Below are 15720 nucleotides of genomic sequence, written 5' to 3'. Positions count from 1 at the left end.
CCTGGGTCAGGCCGCTTTCGGCGTGTGATGAGATACGTCGGCGAGACCGAAGTCTTCGGGGAAATGATCGAGCGCGGACAACACCGGGAACGGCGTCATGCCGCCCATCGCGCACAGCGAACCGGACACCATCGTGTCGCACAGATCGCGCAGCAACTGCACTTGTCGTGTGGACGTGTCGCCGTTGCGAATCCGTCCGATCACTTCGACGCCGCGCGTCGAGCCGATCCGGCACGGCGTGCATTTGCCGCACGATTCGAGCGCGCAAAAGTGCATGGCGTACTGCGCGAGTTCGGCGAGATTCGAGGTGTCGTCATGCACGACGAGGCCGCCGTGGCCCACCACTGCGCCGACTGCCGCGTACGCCTCGTAGTCCATCGGAATGTCCCACTGGCTTTCCGGCAGATACGTGCCGAGCGGGCCGCCCACTTGCACCGCGCGCGCCGGCCGGCCGCTCGCCGTGCCGCCGCCGTAGTCGTACAGTAGTTCGCGCAGCGTCACGCCGAACGCGAGTTCGACCAGGCCGCCTTGCTTGACATTGCCCGCGAGCTGGAACGGCAGTGTGCCGCGCGAGCGGCCCATGCCGAAGTCTTTGTAGAACGCCGCGCCGCGCGCGAAGATGATCGGCACCGTGGCGAGCGTGATGACGTTGTTGATCACGGTCGGCTGGCCGAACAGGCCGACGAGCGCCGGCACCGGCGGCTTGGCGCGCACGATGCCGCGCTTGCCTTCGAGCGATTCCAGCAGCGCCGTTTCCTCGCCGCATACGTAAGCGCCGGCGCCTTTCGCGACGAACAGTTCGAAGCGATGCGCCGAGCCGAGCACGCTGTCGCCGAGCCAGCCGGCGGCGCGTGCTTTGGCGATGGCGGCTTCGAGCGTGGCGATCGAATGCGGATACTCGCTGCGCACGTAGATATGGCCGACCGTCGCGCCGGTCACGACTCCCGCGATGATCATCCCTTCGATCAACACGTACGGATCGCTTTCCATCACGAGGCGATCGGAGAACGTGCCGGAGTCGCCTTCGTCCGCATTGCAGACGATGTACTTCTGCGCCGCCTTGGCGCCGCGCACCGTGCGCCATTTGATGCCGGCGGGGAAGGCCGCGCCGCCGCGGCCGCGCAGGCCGGATTCGATCAAGGCTTCGCAGGCGGCGTCGCCGTCGGTTTGCAAAGCGTTGCGCAAGCCTTCGAGGCCGCCGTGGGCGACGTAGTCGTCGATGGAAAGCGGGTCCGTGATGCCGATGCGGGCGAACGTCAGGCGTTGCTGCTTCTTCAGGTACGGAATCTCGTCGACCACGCCAACGCGGTTTGCGTGCGCGCTCCCTTCAAGGAAGCCGGCGTCGAACAGCGCGGAGACATCGCCGGCTTCGATATTCGCGTAGCCGATGCGGCCTTCAGAGGTCTGAACTTCGACGAGCGGTTCGAGCCACAGCAAGCCGCGCGAACCGTTGCGAACCAGGTCGATGGCGAGGCCGCGGCGTGCTGCTTCGGTTTCGATTTCTTGTGCGAGCGCGTCAGCACCAAGCGCCAACGCCGACGAATCGCGGGGAACGTAGATACGCGTCATGCCGTCACCTCCACGCACTTGCTGGCGGCCGCGAAGATCGCGTCGAACTTTTGCGGCGAGACTCTGGCGTGCAGCGTGCCGTTGAGCATCAGCGCCGGCGACAGCGCGCATTGGCCGAGGCAATACACCGATTCCAGTTCCACCGTCGCGCCGTGCTGATGTTCGCCGTCGAAGCGGCAACCCGTGTGCGCCTCGATATGTTGCGCGAGCGCTTCGGTGCCCATGCTGCGGCAGGCTTCCGCCCGGCACAGTTGCACCGTGACGGGCGCGGGCGGCTGCGTGCGGAAGTGCTGGTAGTAGGTGATGACGCCGTGTACTTCCGCGCGCGACAGATTCATGGCGCGCGCGAGCGGCGCGACCGCGGCGGGCGGCACGTAACCGACTTCGTCCTGGATGGCGTGCAAGACCGCTAGCAGCGACACGCCCGGTTGCGCGTGACGCTCTACGAGTTGATCCGGCGCGATGGCGAGGGAATCGTCCAAGTGGGGGCTCCTCCAAAGTCATATATGCACTTGTCATTCATAATGCGTGCACTTATGCTTCGTTTATTCGATATGGGATAGCCGAACAATAGGCGGGCATTTCAGTCGACGCAATAGGAAAGAGTTGAACATATATGATCAGAATCGAATGTCAGGCGCAACTGGTGGTGAAGGGCTCGGACGGCCGGGAGGCAAGCCTGTCGGACGTGGTGCCGCTCCTTGCACTGGTGGACGAATCCGGCAGCATCGCGCAGGCGGCGGCGCTTAAGGGTTTGTCCTACCGCCACGCATGGGGTTTGCTGCGCAGCATCGAAGAGCGTCTAGGCGGCCCGCTGATCGCAAAGGAGCGTGGCCGCGGCTCGGTTCTCTCCGAACTCGGGCAAGCGGTGTTGCGCGCGCAGCGTCTGTGCGGCGAGCGGCTCGACGGCAACATGCAGGCACTCGCCAGCGAAGTGGCGAGCGATCTGAACCGCTGGCTCGCGCCGCCCGCAGACGACGTGCGCATCTTCGCGTCGCACGGCTATGCCGTGGCCGCGCTCGTGACGGCACTGGTCGCCAACGATTTGCCGGTCGACATCAAGTATCGTGACAGCGCGGACGCCGTCAGCGCGCTTGCGCGCGGCGAATGCGATCTGGCCGGCTTCCATTTGCCGCTCGGCGAGTTTCGCTCGGTGTGTGCCGATGAGTATCGGCGTTGGCTCGATCCGCAACGCCACGTGCTCGTGCATCTCACGCGACGCAAGCAAGGGCTGTTTCTTGGCAAGGGCAATCCCAAGGGGATCGTCGGCTTGGGCGATCTCGCGCGCGACGATATCCGCTTCGTGAATCGACAGCCCGGCTCCGGCACCCGTATGTTGCTCGATCTTGCGCTACGGAAAGTGGGAGTCGATCCGGATCGGGTCAATGGCTATGCGTCGGCCGAACTCACGCATTCGGCGATTGCGGCGTTCGTCGCGAGCGGCATGGCGGATGTGGGTTTCGGCGTGGAGCCCGCGGCGCACCACTTCGGACTGGACTTCATTCCGATTGTCGACGAAGACTATTATTTCGCCTGCGACCGCGCGCGCCTCGAACGTATGCCGCTGGCGACGGTGCTCGGATTGCTGCGCGGCAGCGCGTTTCGCCGTAGCGTCGAACAGCTGGAAGGCTACGACCCGCAAGATTGCGGCAAGGTGGTCGATCTCGAAGAGGGCTTGGGCGAAGCGGTGGCGTAAGCGGCCGTAAACATCAGGCAATGTTTGGCGCTGCGTGTGGCGTCCGTTTGGGATACTCTCTAGGCTTCCGCTTCCGCCTAAACCGCGCGTTACGTCGCGCCGATCCATATGAAAGTCATTCTTCACGCATGTACTGCCGTTGCGACGGCTGGTGTGCTCCTCGCGACCGCATCAGTTGCTTTCGCACAGAATTCACCGGGTGTTCCGGGCGGCATTCTGCAAGACCAGTTCCGTCTCGCCGAGCATCCGCAAATGCCGTTTGCGGCGTCGTCTCCTTCGGACAAGTACCAGAGCGGCAAGAAATCGGCCATGCGCAAGCGCGGCGATCTGGGCGATCCCAATGGCTGCAATCTGCAGTGTCCTAAAGACGAATAAGCGGACGCACGTGTCCGTTGTTGGTGCGACGCCGGCGTTCTGCCGGCGTCTTTCGTTTGGCTCTCCGATTCAGTCTGGGGCGGTTGTTGGTGGCTCGCGGCGCGCGCTTAAGGTTTTGCCGTGTGCCACATGTCCTTGAAGCCTTCTCCCTTCATGTCTCCCGCCTGCTTGTCCGCTGCGTAGCGATAGAGCGGATGGCCCTTGTACGCCCATTGCGGCTTGCCGTCTGCGCCAGTGATCACGCTCCAGTCGCCGGACGGTTTGTCTGACGCGCTCGCCGTGGCCGCGGGCCAGTAGTTCATGCAGCCGCCGGTGCAGGCGCTCACGCCGGGTGTGGTGTCCTTGTCGAAGGTGTAGAGCGTCATGCCGTCTGCATTGACGAAACGCCCGTCGACGATTTTCGGTGCTTCGGCGAAAGCGCTTTGTTGCAGAGCGAGAAGGACGAGGCAGAAGAGAGTCTTGCGCATGATGTCGGCTCCTGATTTTGGTGTTGGTCTCACGCGAGGCACGGCGTGCGCGCGTGAGGATCAAACGACTGAGCGGATGCGTTTATTCCAATCACTTCTTCACGAGACGATCGGAATAGATCCGTCAGGGAACGGCGCGTGGATGAGATAGGAAAAGGATAGTGCGGGAAAGCGCGCAGCGGGAAGGACGCGAGGGATAAGAAAAAACCCGCAAGCAGCAGGCCGCTTACGGGTTTCCGGTGAGACTTGATGGTGCAGCGTGAAACATGTTCTGGTGGAGGCGGCGGGAATCGAACCCGCGTCCAGAAGCACTCTACGACTAGTTCTACATGTGTAGTTCTGTCTTTTGATTTAACCATTAGTGACGCGGACGAACACGCTGCACTACGGCGATTCACTAGGTTTTCGACCCGGATGTCGTGACACCACCAAGGCTTAACTGACGTATATGACCTCTGTCGGTATTGCTACCGGTCTTGCGACTCTAGCCCGTCAGTGAACTAGGCAGAGGACGGCGGCCCTTAGGCTGCCAGTGCGAACGTTTCGTCGTTTGCAGTTACGTTTTTCCCGCTGATTTACGAGGTGACGGGGCCTCGACATGCCCTAGCCGCTTCGCAACCCCTGTCGAAACCAGGTCGCCCCCGCGGTTCGTTGCTCAAACTTCTGAGCCAAGCTGATATTTTACAATAGATCGACGGCCACGTCCTGACTCCTTGGCCCGGCCGGCTCGGCGGCTCGCATTCGCCGCCTGCGTTCAGCCGATGTCGCGCAGCAGCCTCTGCAATTCCGCCGGCGATTGGACGACGTGTTGCGCATGCCATTGCGTCGGCGGGATGTCGTTGCCGCAGTAGCCGTACGCCGCCGCGACCGTCTTCATGCCGGCGGCGAAACCGGCCTGCACGTCGCGCAGATCATCGCCTACGTAGACGATGCGCTCCGGCATCACGTCCAGTTCGCGCGCCGCATGCAGCAGCGGCGCCGGGTGCGGTTTCGAATGCGGCGTAGTGTCGCCGCTCACGACACAACCTGCGCGCTCTTCGAGGCCGAGTTGTGCGATCAGCGGCTCGGTGAGCCGCGCAACCTTGTTCGTGACGATGCCCCAGCGCACACCGCGTGCGTCCAGCTCGTCGAGCATCTCGGGAATGCCTTGAAACAGCGTGGTCTCGATGCACAGGTCCGCCTCGTAGTTGGCGAGGAACTCCTCACGCATCGACGCGAACTCGTGGCTATCGGGGCCGATCCCGAACGCGCCGCCGATCAGCCCGCGCGCGCCCGCGGACGCAAGCGGGCGCAGATCTTCGAGCGGCACCATCTCGAGCCCGCGATCGTGGCGCATCTTGTTGACGGCCGCCGCGAGGTCGGGCGCCGTGTCGGCTAGCGTGCCGTCGAGGTCGAACAGGACGGCATGGCAAAGACCGAGCGCATCTTCGTTGTCTTCGCGTTGGGGCAGGGGCGTGGGATCGCTCATTGGTTCGATAGGTCCGGCAGGTCGAGGCGGATCAAACGTCGCGGCGGCAGGCGAGCATGTAGTTCACGCTCGTGTCGGCGGACAGCATGAAATGCTTGCTGAGCGGGTTATACACGATGCCTTTGATATCGGCCGTGCGCAGGTCGGCGCTGCGCACGAAGCTCGCCAGTTCCGACGGGCGAATGAAGCGCGCGTAGTCGTGCGTGCCCTTGGGCAGCATGCGCGCGATGTATTCGGCGCCGATCACGGCGAACAGGTACGACTTCACGTTGCGGTTCAGGGTGGAAAAGAACACCCAGCCGCCGGGTTTCACCAACGTCTTGCACGCCTCCACGATGGCGGCAGGCTGAGGAACGTGCTCGAGCATTTCCATGCAGGTGACGACGTCGTACTTCGCGGGTTCGCGGGCGGCGAGTGCCTCGGCGGCGATTTCTTCGTAATCGACGGTTACACCACTTTCAAGGCTGTGAAGGTCGGCCACGCCCAAAGCTTGGGTCGACAGGTCGATGCCCTTCACATGCGCGCCCAAACCGGCCATCGACTCGGACAGAATGCCGCCGCCGCAGCCGATATCCAGCACGGTCTTGCCCGCGAGATGCGCGTGCGCATCGATCCAGTTCAGGCGAATCGGATTGAGCTCATGCAAGGGCTTGAATTCGGCATTCGGGTCCCACCAACGATGCGCGAGATCGCTAAATTTCTGCAGTTCGTGGGGATCGGCGTTGGTCATGGCGGAAGCTGCCTCGAAGAGAGCGGTGAGCGGGCGCTCGAGGATAAACCCTGAGTATATAGGGCGCGGGACGGAGCGGCAAAATGCGCCCGCTCGAGGGCCGGCGCGGTGTCCGATGTGGCGTCGTGCACGGCGCCGGACATAAAAAAAGCCCCGCCGAAGCGGGGCTTTGATACTGCGGTATTTTGTAGCTTACTGCTTCGAAGTACCGACAACTTCGACTTCCACGCGACGATCCGGTGCGAGGCAGGCGATGAGTTGCTTGCGGTTCTTCTGGTTGCAACCGGTCGTGACCGGGTTGCGCTTGCCCTTGCCTTCCGTGTAGATACGGTTGGATTCGATACCCTTGCTGACCAGGTATGCCTTCACAGCTTGAGCGCGGCGCAGCGACAGACGGTCGTTGTACTTGTCCGAACCGATGCGGTCCGTGTAACCCGTTGCGACGACGACTTCCAGGTTCAGCGCGCCGATCTTCGATGCCAGATCGTCCAGCTTTTCCTTGCCGGCCGGCTTCAGGGTTGCCTTGTCAAAGTCGAACAGTGCGTCAGCTTGATACGTAATCTTCTGGCTCGTAATAGCCGGTGCAGGTGCGACCGGAGCCGGCGGAGTCGGAGCTTGAGCAACCAGAGCGCCGTCGCACTTTGCGTTGGCCGTTGCCGGAGTCCAGAATGCATCGCGCCAGCACAGCTCGTTCGTGCCGTTCATCCACACGTATTCGCCGGTACCATTCACCCAGTTGTCGTTCGTAGCTTGTCGCGACGCCGGCACCGACTGTGCCATGGCGGATGCAGCCATAACCGCGGTAGCTGCAATGAACGCGAGCTTTGAAAGTTTATTCATATTTCTCCTCTCGAAATTGAGATTACCGCAGGTTTACTGCGAGCCTGTTGACGAAGACAAGTCATACATTGCTCGAAGTATAACATCGGTGTAGAACAAAAAACGTGCTGTGTAGACTTCGAGCAGTGTCTAACTCTTTGTGCGTTGGCATTTTGCCATATCGTTCCCTTCCAACGATAAAAAAAGCTGCCCCCCATCAAATCACCCTCCAATTGTGGTGCATGCGCAACAAAAGCAATTCCCTGGAGGCTCCGCCAGTCATGGCTGAGCGGCGAATTGCCTCACGCACGAATCGAGCCTGACCGGTTCCAAAAATGCGCGTCGAGGAGCGCTTCGCGTGCGTCCCACTAATAGGTATACGTACCTTCGTCGGGAGCGGATTCGCGGCATGTTAGAATCGCGTGATGCATTGCGCCTGCAATGCTTACGCGAAGGCGCGGCGAATTGATGTTAAGCCGTCGTCTTGGCACGTAAAAGATACGGATAATGGATCAATTCGCCAAAGAGACTCTGCCAATCTCCCTAGAGGAGGAAATGCGCCGTTCGTATCTCGATTACGCGATGAGCGTGATCGTGGGGCGTGCGCTTCCCGATGTTCGCGATGGCCTGAAGCCGGTGCACCGGCGCGTGCTGTACGCGATGCACGAACTGAATAACGACTGGAACCGGGCGTACAAGAAGTCGGCGCGTATCGTCGGCGACGTCATCGGTAAATATCACCCGCACGGCGATACGGCTGTTTACGACACGATCGTCCGGATGGCGCAAGACTTCTCGCTGCGCTACATGCTGGTGGACGGTCAGGGCAACTTCGGCTCGGTCGACGGCGACAACGCCGCGGCGATGCGGTACACAGAAATCCGCATGGCGAAGATCGGCCACGAACTGCTGGCCGACATCGACAAGGAAACGGTCGATTTCACGCCGAACTACGACGGCAGCGAAAACGAACCGGCCATCCTGCCGGCGCGCATTCCCAATCTGCTGATCAATGGCTCGTCCGGCATCGCGGTCGGCATGGCGACCAACATCCCGCCGCACAACCTCAACGAGGTTGTCGACGCCTGCCAGCATCTGCTCAAGAACCCGGAAGCCACGATCGACGAACTGATCGAGATCATTCCGGCACCCGACTTTCCGACCGCCGGCATCATTTACGGCGTGGCCGGCGTGCGCGACGGCTATCGCACGGGCCGCGGCCGTGTGGTGATGCGCGCGCTCACGCACTTCGAGGAAATCGACCGCGGTCAGCGCATGTCGATCATCGTCGACGAACTGCCGTACCAGGTGAACAAGCGCTCACTTCTGGAGCGAATCGCCGAACTGGTCAACGAGAAGAAGCTCGAAGGCATTTCCGACATCCGCGACGAGTCCGACAAGAGCGGCATGCGCGTCGTGATCGAGCTCAAGCGCGGCGAAGTGCCGGAAGTCGTTCTGAACAATCTGTACAAGGCGACCCAGCTTCAGGACACCTTCGGCATGAACATGGTCGCGCTGGTCGACGGCCAGCCGAAGCTGCTGAACCTGAAGGAAATGCTGTCGTGCTTCCTGTCGCATCGCCGGGAAGTGCTGACGCGGCGCACTGTATACGAACTGCGCAAGGCGCGCGAACGCGGCCACGTGCTTGAAGGTCTGGCGGTCGCGCTTGCCAATATCGACGAGTTCATCGCGATCATCAAAGCCGCGCCGACTCCGCCGATCGCCAAGCAGGAATTGATGGCCCGTCCGTGGGATTCGTCGCTGGTGCGCGAGATGTTGTCGCGCGCCGAGACGGAAAACGCGACGGCAGGCGGTCGCGATGCGTACCGTCCTGACGGACTGAATCCGTCGTTCGGCATGCAGTCCGACGGCCTCTACCGTCTGTCCGACACCCAAGCTCAGGAAATTCTGCAGATGCGTCTGCAGCGCCTGACTGGTCTGGAGCAGGACAAGATCATTGGCGAGTACCGCGAAGTGATGGCGCAAATCGCCGACCTGCTGGACATTCTGGCTCGTCCGGAACGCATTACAGCGATCATCGTCGACGAACTCACGTCGATCAAAGCGGAATTCGGCGACGCGCGCCGCTCGAAGATCGAGCTGAACGCCACCGAACTGAACACCGAAGACCTGATCACGCCGCAAGAAATGGTCGTGACCATGTCGCACGCCGGCTACGTGAAATCGCAGCCGCTGTCCGAATACAGCGCGCAGAAGCGCGGTGGTCGCGGCAAGCAGGCCACGGCAATGAAGGAAGACGACTGGATCGACACGCTGTTCATCGCGAACACGCACGATCACATACTGTGCTTCTCGAATCGCGGCCGCGTCTATAGCGTGAAGGTCTATGAAGTGCCGCAAGGTTCGCGGAACTCGCGCGGCCGTCCGATCATCAATATCTTCCCGCTTCAGGAAGGCGAAAAGATCACGGTCGTCCTGCCGGTCAAGGAATTTTCGGCTGACAAATTCGTCTTCATGGGCACCGCGTTAGGAACCGTAAAAAAGACGCCGCTGGAAGCCTTTGGCCGTGTGTTGCGCAAGGGTATTATTGCGGTCGGTCTGGATGACGGCGATTACCTGATCGGCGCCGCCATTACTGACGGCCAGCACGACGTAATGCTGTTCTCGGATTCGGGCAAGGCAGTTCGCTTCGACGAGAACGACGTGCGTCCGATGGGCCGGGAAGCTCGCGGCGTGCGTGGCATGCAGCTCGAAGACGGTCAGAACGTGATCGCGCTGCTGGTGGCCGGCGACGAGCAGCAGTCGGTGCTCACCGCAACGGAAAACGGATTCGGCAAGCGCACGCCGATCACCGAGTACACCCGTCATGGTCGCGGCACGAAGGGCATGATCGCGATCCAGACGTCGGAGCGTAACGGCAAGGTCGTGGCCGCCACGCTGGTGGATCAGGAAGCGCAGATCATGCTGATCACCAATACCGGCGTGCTGATCCGTACGCGCGTCTCGGAAATTCGAGAAATGGGACGTGCAACCCAAGGTGTTACACTCATCAGCCTTGACGAAGGGACCAAGCTTTCAGGTCTGCAACAGGTTGCTGAGGCCGAGGCAGAAAGTGATGCAGAAGGCGACGCCGAAGGTCCCGCAGAAGGTGACAACGGTGGTGAAGAGGGTGGTGCGGCCTGATTCGCGTCAGCGTCTTACAGTCTCAGTGATTAGTTGAAAGCTGCGCCGGGAATAATGGCGTGTCGGGCTGATACGTGTCCCGCGCGGCTTGCTGCTCAAGTTCATTTCTATTAGGGAGTAATGATGCAAAAACGATTCAAACAACTGATGTTGCTGGCTGCCCTCGTGCCGACCTTTGCCATGGCTCAAGCACTTCAGAGCCCGGCTCCGGCGGCTCCGGCTGCTGCCGCAGCACCGGTTGATCCGGCCAAGCAGGCTGCAATCAAGGACCTGTTGGACGCAATCGACGCGCAAAAGCTCGTCGGCGCGATCGGCAACAGCGCCCAGATGCAAGCCAAGCAGCTGGTTCCGGCCATCCTGTCGGACGCGCTGAGCGAAAACAAGACGATGACGGACAAGCAGAAGCAGGCTTCCGTGCCGACGCTGCAAAAGAACGCAGTGCCGAAGCTGGTTGACGGCGCAGGCCAGGTGTTCGCAACGGACAATTTCCGTCAGGACGCCATGCAAGCTCAGTACGACGCTTACGCGAAGTACTACAGCACGTCGGAAATCAAGGATCTGACCACGTTCTACAAGAGCCCGACCGGCCGCAAGTTCATCCAGGTGCAAGACCAGGTTGGTCGCGACGTCGTGAACGGCTTGATGCAAAAGTACATGCCGCAATCGATCAAGGCAACGCGTGACCAGGCCGACAAGGAAGTCGCTTCGGTCAAGCCGGCTAAGTAAGCTAAGGTCGAAAGGCTGCGCTGACATCGCGCCAGCCGCCGCCCCGCAGGTCCGCCTCATAGACTGAATGGCGCGCCGGGTTTGGCGGCTTGGCGGTGACAATGCGATAATGGCCGTTTGCGCACGCGCGCAGACGGCCATTTTCTTTTTTCGGCGCGAAATGGTCCGAATCCGCGTCAGAAAATCGCGCCGGCAAAATTGCGTTGTCAGCGTCACCGCGGTTGTTTGCACGGCTGCCAGCTTCGCCGATCTTTGCGCGTTCTTCCTTTTTTTGCGCCTGCTTCCAGGATCTCACGATGCGCGTCTTTAATTTCTCCGCCGGCCCCGCGGCCATGCCCGAAGAAGTGCTGCGTCAAGCCGCCGACGAAATGCTCGATTGGCAAGGCAGCGGCATGAGCGTGATGGAAATGAGCCATCGCGGGAAAGAGTTCATGTCGATCCACGAGGAAGCGCTCGTCGATCTGCGCGACCTGCTGGAGGTGCCGGCGAGCCATCGCATTCTGTTCCTGCAAGGCGGCGGTCTCGGCGAGAACGCAATCGTGCCGATGAATCTGATGGGCGCGAAGCCGCGCGCGGATTTCGTCGTAACGGGTTCCTGGTCGCAGAAGTCGTTCAAGGAAGCGCAGAAGTACGGTACCGTGCATCTGGCGGCGAGCGGTCAGACGGCTGACGGTTTCACGCGCGCACCCGCCCGCTCCGAATGGCAACTGTCGGACGACCCGGCTTACGTGCATCTGTGCACGAACGAGACGATCCACGGCGTCGAGACATTCGAGATTCCCGATCTCGGCGATATTCCGCTCGTGGCCGACGCCTCGTCGCACATCCTGTCGCGTCCCATGGACATCGCCAAATATGGCGTGCTGTTTGGCGGCGCGCAGAAGAACATCGGCATGGCCGGCGTGACGGTGGTGATCGTGCGCGAAGACATGCTGGATCGCGCGCAGTCGATCTGCCCGTCGGCGTTCGAATGGAAGACCGTCGCCGAGAACAATTCGATGTACAACACGCCGCCCACTTATGCGATCTACATCGCCGGGCTGGTGTTCAAGTGGTTGAAGAAGCAGGGCGGCCTTGCCGCGATGGAGGCGCGTAATGTCGAGAAGTCGAAACTGCTGTACGACGCCATCGACTCGAGCAGCTTCTATCTGAACAAGGTCGAGCGTGGCTCGCGCTCGCGGATGAACGTCCCGTTTTTCCTCGCCGACGAGTCGCGCAACGAAGATTTCCTGGCCGGCGCGAAAGCGCGGGGAATGGTGCAGCTAAAGGGCCACAAGTCCGTCGGCGGCATGCGGGCGTCGATTTATAACGCTGTCCCGCTCGAGGGCGTCAAAGCGCTTGTCGAATACATGAAGGAATTCGAACAGCGCAGCGCCTGAGTATTGCGGCGCGCGCATCCTTTCCAGCACGCATTTGTGCGGCAGCTACCGGCAGGGCCGTTTTCACGCATGGACGACGAACTCAATACCCGACTCAAACCCCTTCGCGAACGCATCGACGCGCTCGACGCGCAATTGATCGCGCTTCTCAATCAGCGCGCCGCGGTGGCGCTCGAAGTGGGCGAGGTCAAGAAGCACTTCAACGCGCCGGTGTTCCGGCCCGAGCGCGAACAGCAAGTGATCGCGCGTTTGCAGGACATGAGCGAAGGGCCACTCGCGAGCGAGCATATCAGCGCGATCTGGCGCGAGATCATGGCCGCGAGCCGCGCGCTCGAGAAAACCATCAAGGCCGCGTATCTCGGGCCGGTCGGTACTTATAGCGAACAGGCGATGCACGAGTACTTCGGTCAGTCGATCGAAGGCCTGCCCTGCCCGTCGATCGACGAAGTGTTCCGTTCGGTCGAAGCCGGCGCCGCGGAATTCGGCGTCGTGCCGGTCGAGAATTCGACCGAAGGCGCGGTGTCGCGCACGCTCGATCTGCTGCTGCAAACGCAACTTACGATCGGCGGCGAACTGGCTTTGCCGATTCATCACAATCTGTTGACGCTGAACGGCGGGCTCACCGGCGTGACGCGCGTGTGCGCGCATGCGCAGGCGCTTGCGCAGTGCCAGCGCTGGCTGTCGACCAACGCGCCGCATCTCGAGCGCCAGGCAGTGTCGAGCAACGCCGAAGCGGCACGCATGGCGGCGGAAGATCCGACCGTGGCGGCGATCGCCGGCGATCGCGCCGCTACTCATTACGGTCTGCAAGTGGCGTACGCACTGATCCAGGACGATCCGCACAACCGCACGCGCTTCGTGATGATCGGCAAGCAGCCGGCCGGCCCGAGCGGATATGACCAGACGTCGCTGATCGTGTCGGTCGTGAACGAACCGGGCGCGATGGTCAAGCTGCTGGAGCCGCTGGCGCGTCACAGCGTGTCCATGACGCGCTTCGAATCGCGGCCCGCGCGTGTCGGCACGTGGGAGTACTACTTCTACATCGACGTCGAAGGCCATCGCGACGATCCGGCGGTCGCCGCCGCGCTCACCGAACTCGGCGAGAAGGCCGCGTTCCTGAAGATTCTGGGCTCGTATCCGCGCGCCCGGTAACGAAATTCAAGCGGCGGCGCGTGGCATCTTGCGGTGGCCGCCGCGCATTCAATTACTCATAGTCGTTCGGAGATTCTCATGACAGCGTCTTTCGGTCCTTCCTACGTGCGCGCGATTGCGCCTTACATCGCAGGCAAACCGATTTCGGAAGTGGCCCGCGAGTTCGGTCTGGACGAAGCGACCATCGTGAAACTCGCGTCGAACGAAAATCCGCTCGGCATCCCGGAGTCGGCGCAGCGCGCCATGGCGCAGGCCGCGAGCGAACTTGGCCGCTACCCGGACGCGAATGCGTTCGAGTTGAAGGCGGCCCTGAGCGAGCGCTACGGCGTGCCGGCCGACTGGGTCACACTCGGCAACGGCAGCAACGACATCCTCGAAATCGCTGCGCACGCGTTCGTGGAAAAGGGCCAGTCAATCGTTTATGCACAGTACTCGTTCGCGGTTTACGCGCTGGCCACGCAAGGCCTGGGTGCACGCGCGATCGTCGTGCCGGCCGTTAAATATGGTCACGACCTCGACGCGATGCTCGCCGCCGTTACGGACGACACACGCCTGATTTTCGTCGCGAATCCGAACAACCCGACCGGCACGTTCATCGAAGGCCCGAAGCTCGAGGCGTTTCTCGACAAGGTGCCGCGCCACGTGGTCGTCGTGCTGGACGAGGCATACACGGAATACCTGCCGGAAGAGAAGCGCTACGACTCGATCGCGTGGGTGCGTCGCTATCCGAATTTGCTGGTGTCGCGCACGTTCTCGAAGGCCTTCGGTCTTGCCGGGTTGCGTGTGGGTTTCGCGATCGCGCAACCTGAACTGACCGATTTGCTGAATCGTGTGCGTCAGCCGTTCAACGTGAACACGCTCGCGCAAGCCGCGGCGATCGCCGCGCTGAACGACAAGGCGTTCCTGGAAAAGAGCGCCGCGCTGAACGCGCAGGGCTATCGCCGACTGACTGAAGCGTTCGACAAGCTCGGCCTGGAGTATGTGCCGTCGGACGGCAACTTCGTGCTGGTGCGTGTCGGCAACGACGACGCGGCCGGCAACCGCGTTAACCTCGGATTGCTGAAGCAAGGCGTGATCGTGCGTCCGGTCGGCAACTACGGTTTGCCGCAGTGGCTGCGCGTCACGATCGGCCTGCCGGAAGAAAACGAAGCATTTATTGCGGCGCTCGAAAAGACGCTCGCCGCCGCATAAGCGTAACCCTTGACCCGCGCGCCTTGTCGGCATGAAAGGCGCGCTTTATCTGTGACCGACGTGGCCGCGTTTTCATTTAACAAGCTGGTAATTTTCGGTGTCGGCCTGATCGGCGGATCGCTTGCGCGCGCGTTGCGCGAACGTGGCGAGGCCGATGGCGCGCGCAAGGTGATCGGCGTGGGACGTTCATCCGCATCGACTGAGCGGGCGCTGGAACTCGGTGTGATCGACGGTTCGGCGGCGCTGAACGACGCCGCCGCGCTCAGTGAAGCGCTTAATGGCGCCGACTTCGTCCTGCTGGCCGCGCCCGTCGCGCAGACGCAGCCGCTGCTCGAACGCATCGCGCCGTTTCTCGATGCCGCGACGATCGTCACCGACGCCGGCAGCACCAAGTCCGACGTGGTCGCCGCCGCTCGGGCCGCGCTCGGCACGCGCATCGGCCAGTTCGTACCGGGGCATCCGATCGCCGGCCGCGAGGCCAGCGGCGTTGAAGCGGCCTTGCCCGACCTGTATGTCGGCCGCAACGTGGTGTTGTGCCCGCTGCCTGAGAATGCGCCGGCAGACGTGGAGCGCGTCGCGGCGATGTGGCGCGCTACCGGCGCGCTCGTGCGCGACATGGCGCCCGAGCAGCACGACCGCGTGTTCGCGTCGGTCAGCCACTTGCCGCACGTGCTCTCGTTTGCGCTGGTCGAGCAGATTCTCAATTCGCCCGACGCCGCGCTGAAATTCTCGTTCGCCGCCGGCGGTTTCCGCGACTTCACGCGGATCGCCGCGTCGAGCCCGGAAATGTGGCGCGACGTGTGCGTCGCCAATCGCGTCGCGCTGCTCGACGAACTCGACGCCTACACGGTGGTGCTGGCGCGTCTGCGCGCTGCCATCGAAGCCGCGGACGGCGCTGCCCTCGAAGCCGTGTTCGCGCGCTCGCGCGTGGCGCGCACCGAATGGCAGGAACAACGCGCGGCCGGCGTCGCGAATAGCGACGCGTCGAAATAACCGGAAACTGG

General features: G+C 62.1%; 15 protein-coding genes and 1 other RNA gene. 8 read left to right on the top strand and 8 right to left on the bottom strand.

Features of this window, described 5'->3' with window-relative positions:
• Positions 1 to 6: 6 nt before the first annotated feature.
• On the bottom strand, positions 7 to 1569 hold the full coding sequence (locus tag B0G75_RS30865; protein ID WP_106313816.1) for an NADH-quinone oxidoreductase subunit NuoF: 1563 nt from the start codon (positions 1567 to 1569) through the stop codon (positions 7 to 9).
• On the bottom strand, positions 1566 to 2051 hold the full coding sequence (locus B0G75_RS30860; RefSeq protein WP_106313815.1) for an NAD(P)H-dependent oxidoreductase subunit E: 486 nt from the start codon (positions 2049 to 2051) through the stop codon (positions 1566 to 1568). Before B0G75_RS30860 ends, B0G75_RS30865 begins: the two co-directional genes overlap by 4 nt.
• 134 nt (positions 2052 to 2185) lie before the next feature.
• Here B0G75_RS30860 and B0G75_RS30855 point away from each other — a divergent pair, with 134 nt between their 5' ends.
• Together B0G75_RS30855 and B0G75_RS30850 are read left to right on the top strand one after the other, a co-directional pair.
• Entirely contained in the window at positions 2186 to 3265 is a 1080-nt protein-coding gene (locus B0G75_RS30855; protein WP_106313814.1) for a substrate-binding domain-containing protein, read from the top strand.
• 108 nt (positions 3266 to 3373) lie between these two features.
• Positions 3374 to 3640 (top strand): hypothetical protein, encoded by a 267-nt coding sequence (locus B0G75_RS30850; RefSeq protein ID WP_106313813.1) that lies wholly within the window; start codon positions 3374 to 3376, stop codon positions 3638 to 3640.
• Positions 3641 to 3747: 107 nt separating this feature from the next.
• Here B0G75_RS30850 and B0G75_RS30845 read toward each other — a convergent pair whose 3' ends face one another.
• The 5 genes from B0G75_RS30845 to ompA form a co-directional block, all read right to left on the bottom strand.
• Positions 3748 to 4107, bottom strand: a complete 360-nt coding sequence (locus B0G75_RS30845) for a hypothetical protein (RefSeq protein ID WP_106313812.1) — start codon at positions 4105 to 4107, stop codon at positions 3748 to 3750.
• A gap of 272 nt (positions 4108 to 4379) precedes the next feature.
• Positions 4380 to 4750: a transfer-messenger RNA gene (gene ssrA, locus B0G75_RS30840) on the bottom strand.
• Positions 4751 to 4861: 111 nt separating this feature from the next.
• Positions 4862 to 5575 (bottom strand): phosphoglycolate phosphatase, encoded by a 714-nt coding sequence (gene gph / locus B0G75_RS30835; protein ID WP_106313811.1) that lies wholly within the window; start codon positions 5573 to 5575, stop codon positions 4862 to 4864.
• 31 nt (positions 5576 to 5606) lie between these two features.
• The gene (gene ubiG, locus B0G75_RS30830) at positions 5607 to 6305 is read right to left on the bottom strand and encodes a bifunctional 2-polyprenyl-6-hydroxyphenol methylase/3-demethylubiquinol 3-O-methyltransferase UbiG (RefSeq protein ID WP_106313810.1); all 699 of its coding nucleotides are present in this window, start codon (positions 6303 to 6305) and stop codon (positions 5607 to 5609) included.
• A gap of 192 nt (positions 6306 to 6497) precedes the next feature.
• Positions 6498 to 7145 carry an outer membrane protein OmpA gene (gene ompA, locus B0G75_RS30825; RefSeq protein WP_106283269.1) on the bottom strand — a complete coding sequence of 216 codons (648 nt, stop codon included), beginning with the start codon at positions 7143 to 7145 and terminating at the stop codon, positions 6498 to 6500.
• Positions 7146 to 7631: 486 nt separating this feature from the next.
• Here ompA and gyrA point away from each other — a divergent pair, with 486 nt between their 5' ends.
• Both gyrA and B0G75_RS30815 read left to right on the top strand, forming a co-directional pair.
• Positions 7632 to 10268 carry a DNA gyrase subunit A gene (gene gyrA / locus B0G75_RS30820; protein ID WP_012433982.1) on the top strand — a complete coding sequence of 879 codons (2637 nt, stop codon included), beginning with the start codon at positions 7632 to 7634 and terminating at the stop codon, positions 10266 to 10268.
• A 123-nt stretch (positions 10269 to 10391) separates the two neighbouring features.
• Positions 10392 to 10994 carry a DUF2059 domain-containing protein gene (locus B0G75_RS30815; RefSeq protein WP_106313809.1) on the top strand — a complete coding sequence of 201 codons (603 nt, stop codon included), beginning with the start codon at positions 10392 to 10394 and terminating at the stop codon, positions 10992 to 10994.
• A gap of 1 nt (position 10995) precedes the next feature.
• Here the strand turns inward: B0G75_RS30815 and B0G75_RS30810 are convergent, their stop codons facing one another.
• Complete coding sequence (locus tag B0G75_RS30810) at positions 10996 to 11289, bottom strand: hypothetical protein (protein WP_106313808.1); 294 nt, start codon at positions 11287 to 11289, stop codon at positions 10996 to 10998.
• A 1-nt stretch (position 11290) separates the two neighbouring features.
• On the opposite strand from B0G75_RS30810, the gene serC reads away from it, so the two are divergent.
• The 4 genes from serC to B0G75_RS30790 all read left to right on the top strand — a co-directional run bounded on the left by serC (position 11291) and on the right by B0G75_RS30790 (position 15709).
• Positions 11291 to 12373: a 3-phosphoserine/phosphohydroxythreonine transaminase gene (gene serC, locus B0G75_RS30805; protein ID WP_106313807.1), complete on the top strand. Its 1083-nt coding sequence runs from the start codon at positions 11291 to 11293 to the stop codon at positions 12371 to 12373.
• Between the two features lie 69 nt (positions 12374 to 12442).
• Positions 12443 to 13525, top strand: a complete 1083-nt coding sequence (pheA, locus tag B0G75_RS30800) for a prephenate dehydratase (RefSeq protein WP_012433979.1) — start codon at positions 12443 to 12445, stop codon at positions 13523 to 13525.
• 78 nt (positions 13526 to 13603) lie between these two features.
• A complete protein-coding gene (gene hisC / locus B0G75_RS30795; RefSeq protein WP_106313806.1) occupies positions 13604 to 14716 on the top strand; it encodes a histidinol-phosphate transaminase in 1113 nt (370 codons plus the stop codon).
• Positions 14717 to 14767: 51 nt separating this feature from the next.
• Positions 14768 to 15709, top strand: coding sequence for a prephenate dehydrogenase/arogenate dehydrogenase family protein (locus B0G75_RS30790; RefSeq protein WP_106313805.1), 942 nt, complete (start codon positions 14768 to 14770; stop codon positions 15707 to 15709).
• Positions 15710 to 15720: the final 11 nt, after the last annotated feature.

The organism is Paraburkholderia sp. BL18I3N2, from assembly GCF_003001875.1.
In the GTDB taxonomy this organism is placed as follows: Bacteria; Pseudomonadota; Gammaproteobacteria; order Burkholderiales; family Burkholderiaceae; genus Paraburkholderia; species Paraburkholderia phytofirmans.
The sequence above is the reverse complement of the archived record's forward strand: the minus strand, read 5'-3'. Positions and strand labels throughout refer to the sequence as shown.